Consider the following 15,861-nt stretch of genomic DNA (forward strand, 5'->3'; position numbering starts at 1 on the left):
TTACTCTCCAGTTGTCGGTTTGGGACCGATGGCGGCTTCCGCCATCGCAAGGTCGGCAGCGGTATCAATACCCGGACCGGGGCGCTCCCTGGCATCGGCTACCTGAATGTGGATACCGGCCTGGAGCACACGCAACTGCTCGAGCTGTTCGATCCCTTCCAGTGGGCTGGGCGGCAGGGCCGGATAATCGCGCAGAAACCCCGCCCGATAGGCATAAATCCCCAGATGCCGCCGCGCGACCGCGTAGAGCGCTTCAGCATCTCCATGACGATCCCAGGGAATGGCGGCGCGACTGAAGTACAGCGCCCGCCCGTTATGGTCGGCCACCAGCTTGACCGCATGCGGATCATGCATCTCATCACTGTCCACGACCGCGGTCGCGAGCGTTGCCATGGCCGCTACTGGTGTCGATGCCAGTGTCGTGGCCACCTGGGCCAGCAGCACAGGGGGCATGAGGGGTTCGTCACCCTGAAGATTGACGACGATGGTGTCAGCGGCGAATCCACGCTGCCCCACTACCTCGGCGATGCGCTCGGTACCACTCGTATGATCTGCAGCCGTCATGCAGCAGTCAGCGCCGAGAGCGGTGACCCGCTCGGCGATCGCATCATCATCGGTTGCCACGATGACCCGCTCAGCACCGCTTTCGATCGCCCGCCGCCAGACATGCTCAATCACTGGCCGCCCGCCCAGGGGCAGCAGCGGCTTACCCGGCAGCCGGACGGATGCGGAGCGTGCTGGGATCACTACGGTGAAGTCGGTCATGGCATCCTCTGTCGATCATTGAATCGCTGTTGCGCCCGGTCCAGAAGCCGCACGAGAAAGGCTGCGGATGCATCGTCCGGTCGAGCGGCAACCGGAAGATACCAGCTGGCTGGCGGCGCGATCGCCCGGCATTTAACGGCATCTTTTTCGGTCATGATCAGCGCTGCATCATCGGCCAACCGCAGATCAGAAGCCCGGTATCGGTGATGATCGTCGAATGCGTGCGCGACGACGTCGAATCCCATCGCCCGCAGGGTGTCGAAAAAGCGCGCCGGATGGCCGATTCCCGCTACGCCATGCACGCGATCGCCGCTGACCGGCGGCGCTGCGTGAGTGGGGCCGATGGGTTCGAGCTCATTCGCCATGAGCGCGAAACAGTGTCCGATCCCATCCACCGGCCCACCCTGGCCGATGACATCGTCCACCTCGCGGAGCCGCGCTAGGGGCTCGCGCAACGGGCCGGCGGGCAGACAGCGGGCATTGCCGTGACCGCGTCGGGCATCGACCACGACAATCTCGACATCGCGCGCCAGCCGGTAGTGCTGCAGACCGTCATCGCTGATGACCAGATCGACACCGCCGCCGGCGATCAGGGCCTCGGCCGCTGCGGCGCGGTCACGCCCAATCATGACCGGAGAGCCGGTGCGGCGCGCGATCAGGACGGCCTCATCGCCCACTTGCCCGGGATCACTCTCGGCGGTGACCGGTGTGATGTCTGCCGCACGGCCTCCGTAGCCACGCAGCACCACACCGGGTCGCCAGCCCCGGGCGGCAGCCGCTGACACCAGCCAGATTACTAATGGCGTCTTACCGGTTCCGCCCACCGCGAGATTGCCGACCACCACGACCGGCGCCGAGAGGGGGCGGGCGATCGGTTCAAGTCGGCGGCGCCGGCGTGCAGCGACATGACAGAAGAGCCATTCCAGCGGTCTGAGCAGCCTGGCGATCAGACCATGACGGGCCCAGAAGCCGGGCCAGTGCCTAGTCATCGTCCGCCTGCGACCACTCACTGCGGAACTGCAGCCGATGCAGTGCCGCGTAATGCCCGCGGCTCGCGATGAGTTCGGCATGCGTGCCCTGCTCCACCACCCGACCGGCATCAAGGACAACAATGCGGTCGGCGCGCTCAATCGTCGACAGGCGATGGGCGATCACCAGCGTCGTACGGCCACGGATCAGTCGCTCGAGGGCCGACTGGATATGCTGTTCCGACTCGGAGTCCAGTGCCGAGGTGGCCTCGTCGAGGATCAGTACCGGTGCGTCCTTGAGCAGCGCCCGGGCGATCGCCAGTCGCTGGCGCTGGCCACCGGAGAGCTGAACGCCATCGGCACCGATCAAGGTGTCGAATCCGGCCGGCAGCTCCTCGATGAAGCCACGGGCATTGGCCGCCTCGGCCGCGGCAACGATGGCCGAGCGCGGCGGCAGCGGATCCTGGCCATAGGCGATATTCTCAGCGATGGTGGTGTTGAATAGCACCACCTGTTGTCCCACCAGTGCGAGCTGCCGCCGCAGCGCATCCAGCCGATAATCCGATAGCGCTACGCCATCGAGGCGGATCTCGCCGTCCGTGGGCTCATAGAATCGAGGCAGCAGGTTGACGAGCGTTGTCTTGCCGCTCCCCGAGCGGCCGACAATGGCAACCGTCTCGCCGGCGGGGATCTCCAGGTCAATGGCATCGAGCACTGTGGTCGCCCCCGCGCCGTAGGCGAAACTCACGTGCCGGAACGTGATCTGCCCATCAACGCGATCCGGCGCGTAATCACCATGATCGACCTCGGGCGGCTCATCGATGATCTCGAAAATACTCTCGCCGGCGGCAATACCACGCTGTATTTCAGCGTGAACCCGGGTGAGTCGCTTGAGTGGCTGGAGCAGCAACATCATCGCAGTGATGAAAGACACGAACGTACCCACGCTGACGGTTGTCACGCTGCCCTGCGCCGTCGCCAGCCAGACCACGATGGATAACGCCAGTGCCGCGCAGAACTGCACAACCGGCGTACTCAGAGCCTGTGTGCTCGCGAATTTCATGAACTGATCGGTATTGCGCTGGTTCGCGGCCTCAAAACGTGTCCGCTCAACCGCCTGCGCGCCGTGCATGCGCACCTCGTCACTGCCCTCGATCGCCTCCTCGGCGACGTAGGCGATGCTGCCCACCGATTGCTGGATAGTGTGACTCAGGCGCCGGAAGCGTTTGCTGACGTAGAGCACCACTCCGATCACCACCGGGCCGAGCAGCATGAACGTGAGCGTCAGCGACCAGCTGAGCCAGGCCATGTAGGCGAGCAGGAAGATCACCGTCGCGCTGTCACGGATGATGATCACCATGGCATTGGTACCGGCCTGGGCGACCTGCTCGACGTTGTAGGTCAGGCGTGACAGCAGCATGCCCGAAGAGATGTCGTCGAAATAGCGCCGCGGCAGGGTCAGCACCCGCGCAAACACCTCGCCACGCAGCTGCGCGATGACCCGCCGACTCACCCAGGCCGTCCCATACTGCGCGGCGAAACTGCTGACGCCGCGAACCAGGAAAATGCCAAGGACCCCGAGGGGAATCAGCTGCAGCACCGCCGGATCGCGCTCCACGAAACCGGCATCGAGCATGGGTTTGATCAGCCAGGCGAAGCCCGCCTCGCTCGCCCCAGTGATCAGCATACCGACCACAGCCACCACCGCGACCCGCCAGTGGACAAGGACATAGCTGATCAGTCGGCGGTAGATCTGCATTCCCGTGGCGACCTGCGTACCGCTGGACGATCCGCTCATGGTCTTTCGCCCTGCCCGGTCGTCGCGATGCTCACGCTTGCAAAGCCGCTCTGCCCCGCCTGATCCATCACCCGCAGTACCCGACCGTGGGGCACCGCCCGGTCGGCGCGGATGAGTAGACGATCAGCCGCTGCCGTTCGCTCAGCGCGGGCTGATGCAAGCGCTCGGCGAAGCGCTGTTGCGGTGTTGCCAATGGCTGATCCGTCAATGCGCAGATCTCCATCGGCACCAATCACGATCTCGACCGGCGAGGTCTGTACAGGTGCACCGCTCTGCGCGCTCGGCAGAGTGACCTCGAGCGCCTCGCGATCGGTGAACGTCGTGGTGACCACGAAAAAGACCAGCATCAGGAACACCACATCGATGAGCGGCGTGAGATTGATCTCGGGATCCTCAGGCTCGCGGGTGCTCAGCCTCATGCCGGTCCCATCGCAGTCGTATGCCGGGTGAGCACATCGGCGAGCTTCAGTGCCTCACGCTCGATGGCGACGACCAGGCGGTTGGCGCGGCCGCGCAGGTAGCGATGCGCCGCGACGCTCGGGATCGCGACACTCAACCCAGCTCCAGTGGTGATGAGCGCCTCGCCGATGCCTCCTGCGAGCGCACGATTGTCACCAAGGCCTTGAGCATCAATGGCGCTGAATACATCGATCATGCCGATGACCGTCCCCAGTAGGCCCAATAGCGGAGTCACCGCTGCGATGGTCCCCAGTGTATTGAGGTGCCGCTCGAGCTGCATGGCCTCGACACGGCCGACCTCTTCGATGCGCTCGAGCATCGCCGAACGCGGGCCGTTCGCGTGGCTCACCCCGGCCGCGATCACCCGCCCCAGTGGCGAGCCCGCGCGCAGGCGGCGTAGATTGACCGGGCCCAGCGCATCGGTGGCCACCAGTCGCCAGACCTCGGGGACGAGGTCCGCCGGTGCCACGCGACGGCTGCGCAGTATCCACGCCCGTTCGATGATGATCGCGATGGCGAGGATGGAGCAGAGAATGATGGGGGCCATAACCCAACCACCGGTACCGATCAGTTCCCACACGTTGGTTGGCGCGACTCCATGGATGCCCCAGGATAAGGTCGTTGATCATAATGGATTCCCGGGCCGTCCTGAAAGCGTCCACGCCGGGGGTATGCATGGAGCAGGCCGCGCCCTGGTCCCCGTGCTGCCTGCCAGCGTGGCGACCGACCGCCCACGAGCTCGAGTCGCAGCGCCCCCTGCAGACCGGTGTCGTGGATCGGGATGTTGCGACAGCGCAGACGCTCAATCACTGCCGTGTGCGGCATGCCATAGGCATTGCGATAACCCGCCGAGATAATGGTCCGCTGGGGCGCGGCGGCCGCCAGGAGTACCGGACCGCTCGCAGTCCGACTGCCATGGTGAGGGGCCTCCAGCGCGACCACCGGCGTCTCGATCCTGGCCGCAATGCGACGCTCGATGGCATGGTCGATATCACCGGTAAAAAGCACATCACCCGCCACCGAGCGCAGCCGCAGAACGCAGGAGGCCGCGTTGCCCTGCCTGAGCGCAGGGTCATCGGGCCAGAGATAGTCAAACCGGACGCCGTCCACGCGCCAGTGCTGGCCGGCACGGCAGCGCCGCGCTTCCGGGAACCGCTTGAGTGGCTCACCAACGTCAACCCGATCGATTGCCACCGCATCATCCAGCGCGGCGACACCACCGCGATGATCCCGATCGGCGTGGGTGACGATCAACCGGTCGATTCGCTCGATCCCCTGCGCCTCAAGGAACGGAATCAACGAGAATGCCGCCGCATTGGCACCCCCTGACCAGGCCGGTCCAGTATCAATCACCAGGGTATGGCGCCGGGTCTCGATCACCGCCGCATTGCCCTGCCCCACCTCCAGCCAGGTGATCGTGGCCGCACCGGGCTTGAGTGCATCGGGGCGCGCCAGGAAAAAGACCGCGATCAGGGGCAGCGCCAACGCGCGTAGGGGTGTCGCGCGCGGCAGGATCAGCAGGATCAGTCCCAGCACCAGTGCCACGATCGTGACTGCGCCGGCGGGATTGAGTGGCCAGTCCGCGACGCCGGCATCAAGCATCGCGCCACCGGCGGCCATCAACGCGTCGAGCAGTCGCGCAAGCAACGCGAGGATTGGGCCGCCCACGTCGGGCAGGACGAGACTGAGAAGCGCCGCGGTCAGTGCAACAGGTACGATGAAAAACGAGAACAGCGGCAGCACCAGAAGATTGACCAGCAGGCCCGCGGGGCTCCAGCTGCCGAAGAAAAGCCCCGACAGCGGCGCGAGCCCGATCAGCAGCGCGACCTGGATCCGCCAGAGGCCAATGATCGGGCCAGAGCGCCGCCCCCGAAGCGCGGTCAGAATGATGGCGACGGCGAGGAAAGATAACCAGAATCCGGCACCCAGTGCAGCCGCCGGGTCGATCGACAGGACCGCAGTCGCAGCAATCAGCAGGACCCGCCAGGGCGTCACCCAACGTCCGAGCAGTGCCGCCAGCGCGAGCACCGCAAACATCATCAGCGCACGAATCGTTGGCAGCGCGAATCCGGCCATCGCGGCATAGCTGAGCGCCGCCAGGACTGCCACGAGCGAGGCGCTCAGGCGGCGCCACCCGGGGAGCCGGCCGTACATCCAAAGCCAGCGCCCGACGCCATAACCAAACGCCGCCACCAGACCGATGTGCAGCCCCGAAATCGCCATCAGATGGCTGGTGCCACTGGCGCGGAGAATCGCCCAGGTGCGGTCACTGAACCCTCGCCGATCGCCGGTGATCAGCCCTCTGAGCAGAGCGCTCCCCGATCCAGCGCTGGCACTCAAATGCTGGATATGCCGTGAGAGCCGAGCGCGCCAGTGGACAAGACCGGTCGCGGGTTCGAGTCGCCGGGCCCGGGCCGGGTCGGTGACATAGGCTGTAGCGTCGATATGCTCACTGGCAAGCCAGCGCTCGTAGTCGAATCGCACCGGGTTCATGAACCCGCGCGGTCGGCGTAGACGTAGCGGCAACCGCCAGCGCTCACCGGCCGCAACGACTGGTTCATCGGCATACAGACTGATCCGGATGCGTCGCGGTATCCCCTGGCGACGGCCGTCGACTGCCTCGGGACGGACAATGAAACGCTGGCGGCCATCGGATTGCTCGGGCAGTGAGATCACACGACCGGTCACCGGGACGGCCTCGTCAGGAGCGATCATCGGGCGTCGTTCAAGGGCGCTGGCCTGCCCGACGAGCGCGATGATGACACCAACGGCAAGCCAGCCGGGCAGCCGCCAGCCACCCGAGAGCGCCAGAGACGGAAGCAGGGTCGCGATGACGAGCAGCCCGGGCGCCAGCCACATGGGGCTGAGGACGGCGAGGATCAGTCCGGCAAGCAGTGCCGCAAGGGTGTCGCCAATACTCCCCACAGCCACATATCGCCCCTGCCATCGTTCAGAGGCGCCAGACTAGCAGCGACGCTCAGACGGTCTGCAGCCATCCGTCGGCGAGATTCATCCGCCGGTCCATCCGCGCCGCAACCTCCAGATCATGAGTCACCAGTACGACACTGGTCTCATTGGCGCGATTGAGTGACTGGAACAGCGCCAGCACCGACTCGGCGGTCTGATCATCAAGATTACCCGTGGGTTCATCGGCCAGCAGACAGGCAGGCTGGGTCACCAGTGCCCGGGCGATCGCGACCCGCTGGCGTTCACCACCGGAGAGCTCGCCGGGCTTATGCCGCAAGCGATGATCGAGCCCGACCGACTCGAGCATCGCCGCGGCCGCCGCGCGCGCATCGCGGATGGTCTCACCGCGGATGAGCAGCGGCATGGCGACATTCTCGAGGGCGCTGAATTCACCGAGCAGATGGTGGAACTGGTAGACGAATCCGAGCGCGCGGTTACGCAGCCGCCCGCGGGCCGCCGCTCCCAGGTGTTGCACCGGCTGATCGCAGATTCGCACTTCGCCGGCATCGGGATCCTCGAGTCCGCCCAGCAATTGCAGCAGTGTGCTCTTGCCGGACCCCGAGCGACCGAGGATGGCGATCTGCTCGCCAGGTGCCACCTCGAAATCCAGCTGGCGCAGCACATCAACGGCCAGGCCACCCTCGTGAAAGCCCTTGCCAACGTTTCGGCATTCGAGAACCGGTGCCCGATCACTCATGGCGCAGCGCCTCCGCCGGTGCCGTCCGTGCCGCACGCCAGGCGGGATAGAGCGTGGCGAGTAGACTCAATCCCACCGCCGAGAGGCTGATCCGCCAGACATCGGCGGCGCGCAGATCGGAGGGCAGCTCACTGATCAGATAGATATCACCCGAGAGGAACTGGACGTTAAAAAGCTGCTCGATGGCCGGCACGATCGTTTCGACGTTGAGTGCCAGGGCGACACCGGCCGCGGTGCCGATCAGTGTCCCGACGATTCCAAGCAGGCTGCCCTGAATGATGAAGATGCCCATGACCGTTGCGGGTCGGGCACCAAGGGTGCGCAGGATCGCGATATCCGAGCGTTTATCCTGCACAGCCATGACCAGCGTTGAGACGATATTGAAAGCGGCGACACCCACAATCAGCATCAGGATGATGAACATCACCGTTTTCTCCATCGCCACTGCGCGGAAGAAATTGCGATGCTGCATCGTCCAGTCGCTGACGCGATAGCGCCCGGGTAGCTCGCTGGCGATCGTGCGCACACGCTCTGGCGCGGCCATCAGGTCTGTGAACTCGAGCCGTATGCCGGTCACTGCGCTCCCCATGCGCTGGAGGCGCTGCGCGTCGGCGAGATGGATCAGTGCCAGGGAACTGTCATACTGCGCCATATCCACCTCGAATATGCCCGCTACCTCAAACCGACGCAGGCGCGGGAGGATCCCGGCGGCCGAGGCACGCACCTCGGGCGTGATCAGACTGATCGCATCCCCCCGCCCCACGCCCAGCTCCGCGGCCAGACGTTGGCCCAGGATGATGCGGTAGGCGCCATCCTCGAGATCATCGAGACGACCGGCGACGAGGTTGTTGGCGATCCGCGAGACCGACGCCTCACGGGCGGGATCGATGCCGCGCACCAGCGCCCCGGTGACGGCTGAGCCGCGGGTGAGCATGACCTCGCCGTTGACGAATGGCGCCGCGCCGATCACCGCCGAGCGTTCACTGAGCTGGGGCAGGAGCGTCTGCCAGTCCTCGAGCCCGCCATCGCCGCCCTGCACCGTTGCGTGGGATACCATGCCGAGAATGCGTTCACGAAGTTCCTTCTCGAAACCGTTCATGACCGAAAGCACCGTGATGAGCGCCATGACGCCCACCGCGATACCAAGCATCGAGCTTGCGGAAATGAACGAGACAAAACCGTTGCGACGCCGGGCACGGGTATAGCGCAATCCAATGAAAAGCGGCAGCGGACGAATCATGTTGTCACCGGAATGCGCCGGTCGACCCGGATCCCGTCGCCGTTCGGGGTCGCACCGACGCCGATCACGTCGACGCCCGCGCTGCGTGACGCCCGCAGCGCAGACCCATAGGCGGGATCAATCTGATCGGCCGGCCGGATCTCGTCAACGTCAGGGCGTTGGGCGCAAAAGACCAGCATCGCACCCTGTCCACGTTCCACGAGCCGCTGCAGGACCTCAAGGTGGCGCACACCACGGCTGCTCGGAGCGTCGGGGAACACCGCCACGCCCGCATCAACGGCGGCGGTGACATTCTTGACCTCGATGAAACGGCCATCGCCCTCGAGCTGGAAATCGGCCCGCATCGGCTCATCCGGCACCTTGACCTCGGCCCGCGGCGCACCGCCGCCGCTAACCTCCGGGATCAGCGCCGGGTCGGTGAGCGCCTCGGCGACAAGGCGGTTGGTCCGCCCGGTGTGGATGCCGACCCGGATGCCGCGCGCTACCTCGACCTGCTCCCAGGTGTGGGCGTACTGACGGCTCGGTCGATCGCTGTGTGAGAGCCAGACACGCATCCCCGGTTCGGCACAGCCCACCATCGAGCCGGTGTTGGGGCAATGCACAGTGATCGTCTCGCCGCTATCCAGCACCACATCGGCGAGGAATCGCTTATAGCGGCGGTGCAGAATCCCGGTGGTGAGCGGCGCTTCATATTCCATCAGCTCAGTCTAACCGCTGCGGCAGAGGCGTTCATCCCGTTTCCCGCACCCGTTGCATTGGGTAGACTTCGGCTCTGACTTCCATTGATTACCGGGTTCATGCCGAATACCAATCCGCTGCTTATCCACCATGATCTGCCCACCCGGGCCGGGACCCGCCAGGACTGGCTTGGTCTGGCCGGCGATGCAGGCGCACTGGCGATTGCCGAGACGGCGGCGCGCCATGATGGGCCGCTGTTGCTGATCACCACCGGGACCGCCGAGGCGGAAGAACTGCGTCGCGGGCTACGCTTTTTCGGCGTTGAGGACATCGAGCTGATGCCCGACTGGGAGGTGCTGCCCTACGATGTCTTCTCACCCCACCAGGACATCACCTCCGAGCGGTTGCGCGCACTCCACCGCCTGCCCCGCAAACAGCGTGGGGTGGTGATCGTACCGGCGGCGACGCTCATGCAACGCATTGCGCCGCCGTCGTTCCTTGAGGGGACGGTGATCCGTCTCGCCAGTGGTCAGCGCCTGGATCTGGAGGCAATGCGCACCGCCCTGCAGGCCAGCGGCTACCGCTGCGTCTCCGAGGTGCTCGAGCATGGCGAATTCGCGGTCCGTGGGGCGATCCTCGATCTCTACCCAATGGGCGCCGAGGCGCCGTTCCGCATCGATCTGTTCGATGACGAGATCGACACCATTCGCAGCTTCGATCCGGAAACCCAGCGCAGCATTGATCGACTGGAATCAGTCGAACTGCTGCCTGCCCACGAATTCCCGACCGACGAGGCGGGCATCAAACGCTTCCGGCGTCAGTATCGGGCGCGCTTTGAGGGCGATCCGACCGCGAGTCCGGTCTATCAAGCCGTGAGTGACGGGCATATCCCCAACGGTATTGAGGCCTATCTGCCGCTGTTTTTCGAGGCAACGGCGACGCTGTTTGATTATCTGCCAGCGGGCACACTGGCGATCCGCGTGGGGGCGGTGGACGAGCAGCTGGCCGCGGAATGGTCGCAGATTGGCGAGCGTTACGAGCAGCGCCGGCACGATCGCGAGCGGCCGCTGTTGCCGCCTGAAACGCTCTATCTCGATCCCGATGCCGTGCGCCATGGCCTGCATGCCGGCGGGCAGGTCGATCTGCCCACCGACACCCATCGTGAGCCATCGCGCAATCGCGATCGCGCCCTATCGGCCCGTCCCCTGCCAGATCTGCGCACCGCTCCCGGAGATGACACGGGTGTGGCATCGCTGCAGTCATTCATCGACGGCTTCGAGGGACAGGTGCTGCTCACCGCTGAGACCGCCGGACGCCGGGAGGCCTTCCGAGAGCGACTGCAGGCGGCCGGGATCCGCGTCCGCGATGTCAGTGACTGGGCCGCTTTTGTCGCCGATCCGCCAGCGCTCGCACTGACGGTCGCGCCATTGGACGTCGGGTTCCGGCTCGAGCAGGCAGGGCTGGCGGTCGTCCCGGAGTCGGCGCTGCTCGGCGAGCGTGCGGAACAGCGCCGGCGGCGCAAGTCATCACCCGATCGCGATCCGGATGCGATCATCCGCGATCTCACCGATCTGTCCATCGGTGCGCCGGTCGTCCATGAGCAGCACGGCATCGGCCGCTATCAGGGCCTGCAGACACTGGCGGTGGATGGCATCGAGACGGAGTTTCTCACCCTCGAGTACGCGGCGGGCGATAAGCTTTATGTACCGGTCGCCTCGCTGCATCTGATCAGCCGCTATACCGGCGCTGACGATGACGGTGCGCCGATGCACCGGCTCGGCAGTGGCCAGTGGGAAAAAGCGCGTAAACGCGCGGCTCAGAAGGCCCGCGACGTCGCTGCTGAATTGCTCGATATCTATGCCCGTCGCGAGGCCCAGCAGGGCGAACCGCATATCGTTCCGGCAGAAGACTACGCCCACTTCGCGAATCAGTTCCCGTTCGAGGAGACGCCCGATCAACAGACCGCCATTCACGCCGTGCTCCAGGATCTCCAGCAGATCCGCCCGATGGATCGTGTGGTCTGCGGTGATGTGGGCTTCGGCAAGACCGAGGTCGCCATGCGGGCGGCGTTCGCCGGCATCCAGTCCGGACGTCAGGTGGCGGTGCTCGTCCCCACCACGCTGCTCTGCCAGCAGCATTATCAGAACTTCAAGGATCGGTTCGCGGACTGGCCAGTGCGGATCGAGCAACTGTCGCGCTTTCAGTCCGCCAGGGACCAGTCCAAAACCCTCGAGGCAATCACTGAGGGCAAGGTGGATGTCGTCATTGGCACCCATAAGCTCCTCCAGCAGTCGGTCCGCTTCAAACGCCTCGGGCTGATGATCATTGATGAGGAGCATCGATTCGGGGTGCGGCAGAAAGAGGCGCTCAAGCGCCTGCGTGCGAACGTCGATGTGCTTACCCTGACCGCCACGCCCATTCCACGCACGCTGAACATGTCGCTCGCCGGGCTGCGTGACCTATCGATCATCGCGACACCGCCAGCGCGGCGGCTTGCGGTCAAGACGTTCGTCAACGAGTGGGACGAGACGACCATTCGCGAGGCATGCCTGCGCGAACTCCATCGCGGCGGCCAGGTGTACTTCCTGCATAACGACGTCGATAGCATCCAGCGCACCGCCGAGGCGCTCGCGACCCTGATCCCCGAAGCCCGCGTCGGTACCGCCCATGGCCAGATGCCAGAGCGGGAGCTTGAGCGGGTGATGCTCGATTTCTACCACCAGCGATTCAATATCCTGGTCTGCACCACCATCATCGAAAGCGGTATCGATGTGCCCACGGCGAACACCATCATCATCAACCGTGCCGATCGACTGGGCCTTGCCCAGCTCCACCAGCTCCGTGGCCGCGTGGGCCGCTCGCATCACCGCGCCTATGCCTACTTGATTGCGCCGCCACGGCGCAGCCAGACCGCGGATGCCGTCAAGCGGCTGGATGCCATCTCCTCGCTGGAAGATCTGGGCATTGGTTTTGCGCTGGCGAGTCACGACCTTGAGATCCGCGGTGCCGGTGAGCTGCTCGGTGAAGGACAGAGCGGCCAGATCCACGAGGTGGGATTCAATCTCTACAGCGATCTGCTCGACCGCGCGGTGCAGTCACTCAAGGCGGGCAAGGAGCCGGCCCTCGAACAACCCCTGGAGCAGAGCGCTGACGTTGATCTGCACATCTCCGCCCTGCTGCCAGAGGACTATCTACCGGATGTCCACACGCGGCTGGTCATGTACAAGCGCATCGCCAACGCGCCCAACGCCGCGGCGCTGCGCGAACTGCAGGTGGAGATGATCGATCGTTTCGGCCTCCTGCCCGAGCCGGCGCGTAATCTCCTCGAGATCGCCCGGATCCGCCAGCAGGTCCAGGCGATGGGCATCAGTCGCTTTGAAGTCGGCCCCGGCGGTGGCGTCGTGCAGTTCGGCGCGTCGCCCCAGGTCGACGCGAGTGCGTTGGTCCGGCTGGTGCAGGAGCAGCCCGCGGTCTACCGACTGGAGGGTCAGGAGCGGCTGCGCATCAAGCGCGAGACGGAGACCGCCGAGGCGCGTATCGCTCTGGTCGATCGGTTGCTGGAATCGATGGCGCTGCGGGAGGCGGCATGACAGGTCGGGCAATCATCGCGGCGCTGGCCGTCGCACTGCTACTGACCGCGGGCCGATCCGTGGGTCAGACAACCGACGGAGCGGATGGGCCACCGCGCTATCAGGTGGAGGTGGTTGTGTTCACTCAGCCCCCCATTGGCGAGCGCCGTCAGGAGGCCCCCGCAACCGAACCCACACCGCTACCGCGTCGTCTCGCGTGGCCCTTGGGCGAGCCCGACGACGGGCTGCTTGGCTACGACCGCCTTCCTGCCTCCAGTCACCAGCTGACCGGCACGGCCCGTCGAATCGACGCTCAGGCGGGGTTTGATGTCCGCTGGCACGCCGCCTGGGAGCAGCCCGGTGTGAGCCGTGGTCAGGCTCAGCCGCTGGTGCTGCCGGCCATCGATTCGATCCCATCGCTGGAGGGCACCATCCAGATTTCCCGCGAGCGCTATCGGCATGCCCGCGTGGAGCTTCGATACGCCGAGTCAGCGGATGCCCATTGGACGCTGAGTGCCAGTCGCCGCCTGCGTGGCGAGGCGCCCCATTACTTCGACCACCCGGTCCTTGGCGTTGTGATTCGAGTCGACCCGCTGACGGTTGATTAATCCTCGTCCGCTGGATCGGCGGCGTAGATCGCATCGACGTTGCGGAGATAGCCCTTGTAATCCATGCCGGCGCCGAATACATACCGCTCCGGGACCGTCAGGCCGACGAAATCCGCCGAGAGACCGGGCACCCGGGCGGGATTGGGCTTGTCCGCGAGGACGGCGGTATGGACCGACGCCGCGCCATGCTCAAGGCACTCATCGATCAGACCGCGGAACGTGTGGCCTTCGTCGAGAATGTCATCAACGATCAGGATATGGCGGTCACGCAGCGGCGTCTGCGGCCTTGCCAGCCACACCAGCTCCCGCCCGGTCGTGGTCTTGTGATAGCGGGTGGCATGGATGTAATCGATCTCCAGTGGGAAATCAAGCCGGTTGAGCAGTCGCCCCATGGGCACAATCGCCCCGGTCATCACGCCCAGCACCAGCGGTCGGTTATCCGCCATCACCGCCGTGATCTGCTCGCCCAGTCGATCCAGCGCGTCTTCGATGGCGCTGGCATCATGCAGACACTCTGCCCGCTCGAGCACCCCCGCCAGCTGTTCGGCGGTCAGTTCCACGCCCTGGGTCATAGTCATCGCTCCGTTGTGTGTAGCGGCGCAGTATAGCGATCGCCCTAGAGGCCAGCCAGTAACGAACAGGCGCTACGATAGTCATCGCTGGCGTGCAGTGCATCGAGATCGGCGCCATCGCGACCGTGCAGCCGGGCGAGGCGGAACGCCGCCAGGGGATCGGGCTCGACCCATTGATCGAGAAACGGATCGATACGGCGGCCCGCATTGCCGAATAACACCATGTCACAGCCGGCCGCCAGCGCCCTATCGGCGCGTTGCCCCGGATCGCCCTGAGTGGCTGCCGCCGCCATTTCGAGATCATCACTGAAGATCGCGCCCTGAAAGCCCAGCGAACGGCGCAGATAATCGATCCAGGGCGGTGCGAATCCGGCCGGTCGGGGATCCACCGATGCAAAACTGACATGGGCCATCATCATTCCGGCGAGGCCGTTATCGATCAGCCGTCGAAACGGCACCAGATCCTGATGGACCAGATCCGGCAGCAGGCGATTGTCCACGACGGCCTGTTGATGCGAATCCGGGGCGGTCCCGCCGTGACCGGGGAAATGCTTACCGATGGCGACCGAACCGGCCGCACGGACGCCCCGCTGCCAGGCAAGGCCCAGCGTTGCGACCGTCGGCGGATCGCCGCTGAAGGCCCGATCACCAATGACTTGACTGATTCCCCGATCGAGATCAAGCACTGGCGCAAAGCTGAAATCCACTCCCAGCGCCCGGAGCTCTGCGGCCATTATCCAGCCAGCCGTCTGAGCGGCCTCCCGCGCCAGTGCCGGATCCGCGGTGGCCGCACGCCCGATCGCCCCCATCGGCGGCAACCTCGTCAGACCTGCCTGAAAGCGTTGGACCCGCCCACCCTCCTGATCCACGGCGATCAGTAGCGGGGGCTGGCGCAGCGCCTTGATCGAGCGGGTCAGGGCAAGCAGTTGAGCGGGTGTCTCGAAGTTGCGGCTGAACAGTATCACGCCCCCCACGGCCGGATGCCGCAGCCGCCGACACTCCTCGCCGAGCAGCTCCAGACCCTCGATACCGATCATCAGCGGTCCCAGCATCAGTCCGGCGCTCCGATCCACACCGGCATACCGGGCCGGCAGGCGTTGAACAGCGCGATCATGTCGGCACTGTGCAGGCGAATGCAGCCATGCGAGCGAGGCACCCCCATGGGCTCGGTGTCGGGCGTGCCATGGATATAGATAAAGCGGCGCTGACTATCCACCGCCCCGCCGCGGTTCAGACCCGGCTCGTCGCCGCAGAGCCAGAGAATCCGGGTGAGAATCCAGTCACGCTCGGGGTGCGCGGCGGCCAGCGTGGCGGAGTGGATTTCACCGGTCGGACGCCGCGCCACGAATACGCTACCCGTTGGCGCCGTGGCGCCGATCATCGCGCGGACCCGATGCCACCCGCGCGGCGTACCGCCGCTGCCGTTGCGCTCACCGGCGCCAGCGGCGGCCGTCGACACCGACCAGCTCTGTATCGGCCGGTTTCGCTGGTGTATGACCAGCCGTTGTTCGGGAAGGGAGATCGATATCCAGTCATCCAT

General features: G+C 65.4%; 14 protein-coding genes. 2 read left to right on the plus strand and 12 right to left on the minus strand.

What is annotated here, in order from left to right; genetic code table 11:
- Genes kdsB through sfsA form a run of 9 tightly spaced genes read right to left on the minus strand, consistent with a single transcriptional unit; the run spans position 1 to position 9,592 of the window.
- Entirely contained in the window at positions 1-765 is a 765-nt protein-coding gene (gene kdsB / locus SPICUR_RS04600; protein WP_023366539.1) for a 3-deoxy-manno-octulosonate cytidylyltransferase, read from the minus strand.
- Positions 762-1,754: a tetraacyldisaccharide 4'-kinase gene (lpxK, locus tag SPICUR_RS04605; protein WP_023366540.1), complete on the minus strand. Its 993-nt coding sequence runs from the start codon at positions 1,752-1,754 to the stop codon at positions 762-764. Before lpxK ends, kdsB begins: the two co-directional genes overlap by 4 nt.
- Positions 1,747-3,531, minus strand: a complete 1,785-nt coding sequence (gene msbA, locus SPICUR_RS04610) for a lipid A export permease/ATP-binding protein MsbA (protein WP_041381682.1) — start codon at positions 3,529-3,531, stop codon at positions 1,747-1,749. Before msbA ends, lpxK begins: the two co-directional genes overlap by 8 nt.
- Positions 3,528-3,950 carry an ExbD/TolR family protein gene (locus SPICUR_RS04615; protein ID WP_023366543.1) on the minus strand — a complete coding sequence of 141 codons (423 nt, stop codon included), beginning with the start codon at positions 3,948-3,950 and terminating at the stop codon, positions 3,528-3,530. The genes msbA and SPICUR_RS04615 overlap by 4 nt, the downstream gene beginning before the upstream one ends.
- Complete coding sequence (locus SPICUR_RS04620; RefSeq protein WP_041381683.1) at positions 3,947-4,570, minus strand: MotA/TolQ/ExbB proton channel family protein; 624 nt, start codon at positions 4,568-4,570, stop codon at positions 3,947-3,949. The genes SPICUR_RS04615 and SPICUR_RS04620 overlap by 4 nt, the downstream gene beginning before the upstream one ends.
- Positions 4,558-6,921, minus strand: coding sequence for a DNA internalization-related competence protein ComEC/Rec2 (locus SPICUR_RS04625; RefSeq protein WP_148291318.1), 2,364 nt, complete (start codon positions 6,919-6,921; stop codon positions 4,558-4,560). Before SPICUR_RS04625 ends, SPICUR_RS04620 begins: the two co-directional genes overlap by 13 nt.
- 46 nt (positions 6,922-6,967) lie before the next feature.
- Positions 6,968-7,654 (minus strand): ABC transporter ATP-binding protein, encoded by a 687-nt coding sequence (locus SPICUR_RS04630; RefSeq protein ID WP_023366549.1) that lies wholly within the window; start codon positions 7,652-7,654, stop codon positions 6,968-6,970.
- Positions 7,647-8,894, minus strand: a complete 1,248-nt coding sequence (locus SPICUR_RS04635) for a lipoprotein-releasing ABC transporter permease subunit (protein WP_023366551.1) — start codon at positions 8,892-8,894, stop codon at positions 7,647-7,649. The genes SPICUR_RS04630 and SPICUR_RS04635 overlap by 8 nt, the downstream gene beginning before the upstream one ends.
- Positions 8,891-9,592 carry a DNA/RNA nuclease SfsA gene (gene sfsA, locus SPICUR_RS04640; RefSeq protein WP_023366553.1) on the minus strand — a complete coding sequence of 234 codons (702 nt, stop codon included), beginning with the start codon at positions 9,590-9,592 and terminating at the stop codon, positions 8,891-8,893. The genes SPICUR_RS04635 and sfsA overlap by 4 nt, the downstream gene beginning before the upstream one ends.
- Before the next feature lie 99 nt (positions 9,593-9,691).
- Between sfsA and mfd the strand changes: the two genes are divergently transcribed.
- Together mfd and SPICUR_RS04650 are read left to right on the plus strand one after the other, a co-directional pair.
- Positions 9,692-13,162: a transcription-repair coupling factor gene (gene mfd, locus SPICUR_RS04645; RefSeq protein ID WP_023366555.1), complete on the plus strand. Its 3,471-nt coding sequence runs from the start codon at positions 9,692-9,694 to the stop codon at positions 13,160-13,162.
- Positions 13,159-13,749 carry a CsiV family protein gene (locus SPICUR_RS04650; protein ID WP_023366557.1) on the plus strand — a complete coding sequence of 197 codons (591 nt, stop codon included), beginning with the start codon at positions 13,159-13,161 and terminating at the stop codon, positions 13,747-13,749. Before mfd ends, SPICUR_RS04650 begins: the two co-directional genes overlap by 4 nt.
- On the opposite strand, the gene SPICUR_RS04655 is transcribed toward SPICUR_RS04650, so the two are convergent.
- From SPICUR_RS04655 to SPICUR_RS04665, 3 genes are read right to left on the minus strand one after another with little or no spacing between them, the layout of a single operon-like run.
- Positions 13,746-14,321, minus strand: a complete 576-nt coding sequence (locus tag SPICUR_RS04655) for a hypoxanthine-guanine phosphoribosyltransferase (RefSeq protein ID WP_023366559.1) — start codon at positions 14,319-14,321, stop codon at positions 13,746-13,748. The two genes, SPICUR_RS04650 and SPICUR_RS04655, sit on opposite strands and share 4 nt — an antisense overlap.
- 44 nt (positions 14,322-14,365) lie before the next feature.
- On the minus strand, positions 14,366-15,376 hold the full coding sequence (gene nagZ, locus SPICUR_RS04660; RefSeq protein WP_041382226.1) for a beta-N-acetylhexosaminidase: 1,011 nt from the start codon (positions 15,374-15,376) through the stop codon (positions 14,366-14,368).
- Positions 15,373-15,861 carry a L,D-transpeptidase gene (locus SPICUR_RS04665; protein ID WP_023366563.1) on the minus strand — a complete coding sequence of 163 codons (489 nt, stop codon included), beginning with the start codon at positions 15,859-15,861 and terminating at the stop codon, positions 15,373-15,375. The genes nagZ and SPICUR_RS04665 overlap by 4 nt, the downstream gene beginning before the upstream one ends.

The sequence above is a fragment of the Spiribacter curvatus genome, assembly GCF_000485905.1.
Taxonomy (GTDB): domain Bacteria; phylum Pseudomonadota; class Gammaproteobacteria; order Nitrococcales; family Nitrococcaceae; genus Spiribacter; species Spiribacter curvatus.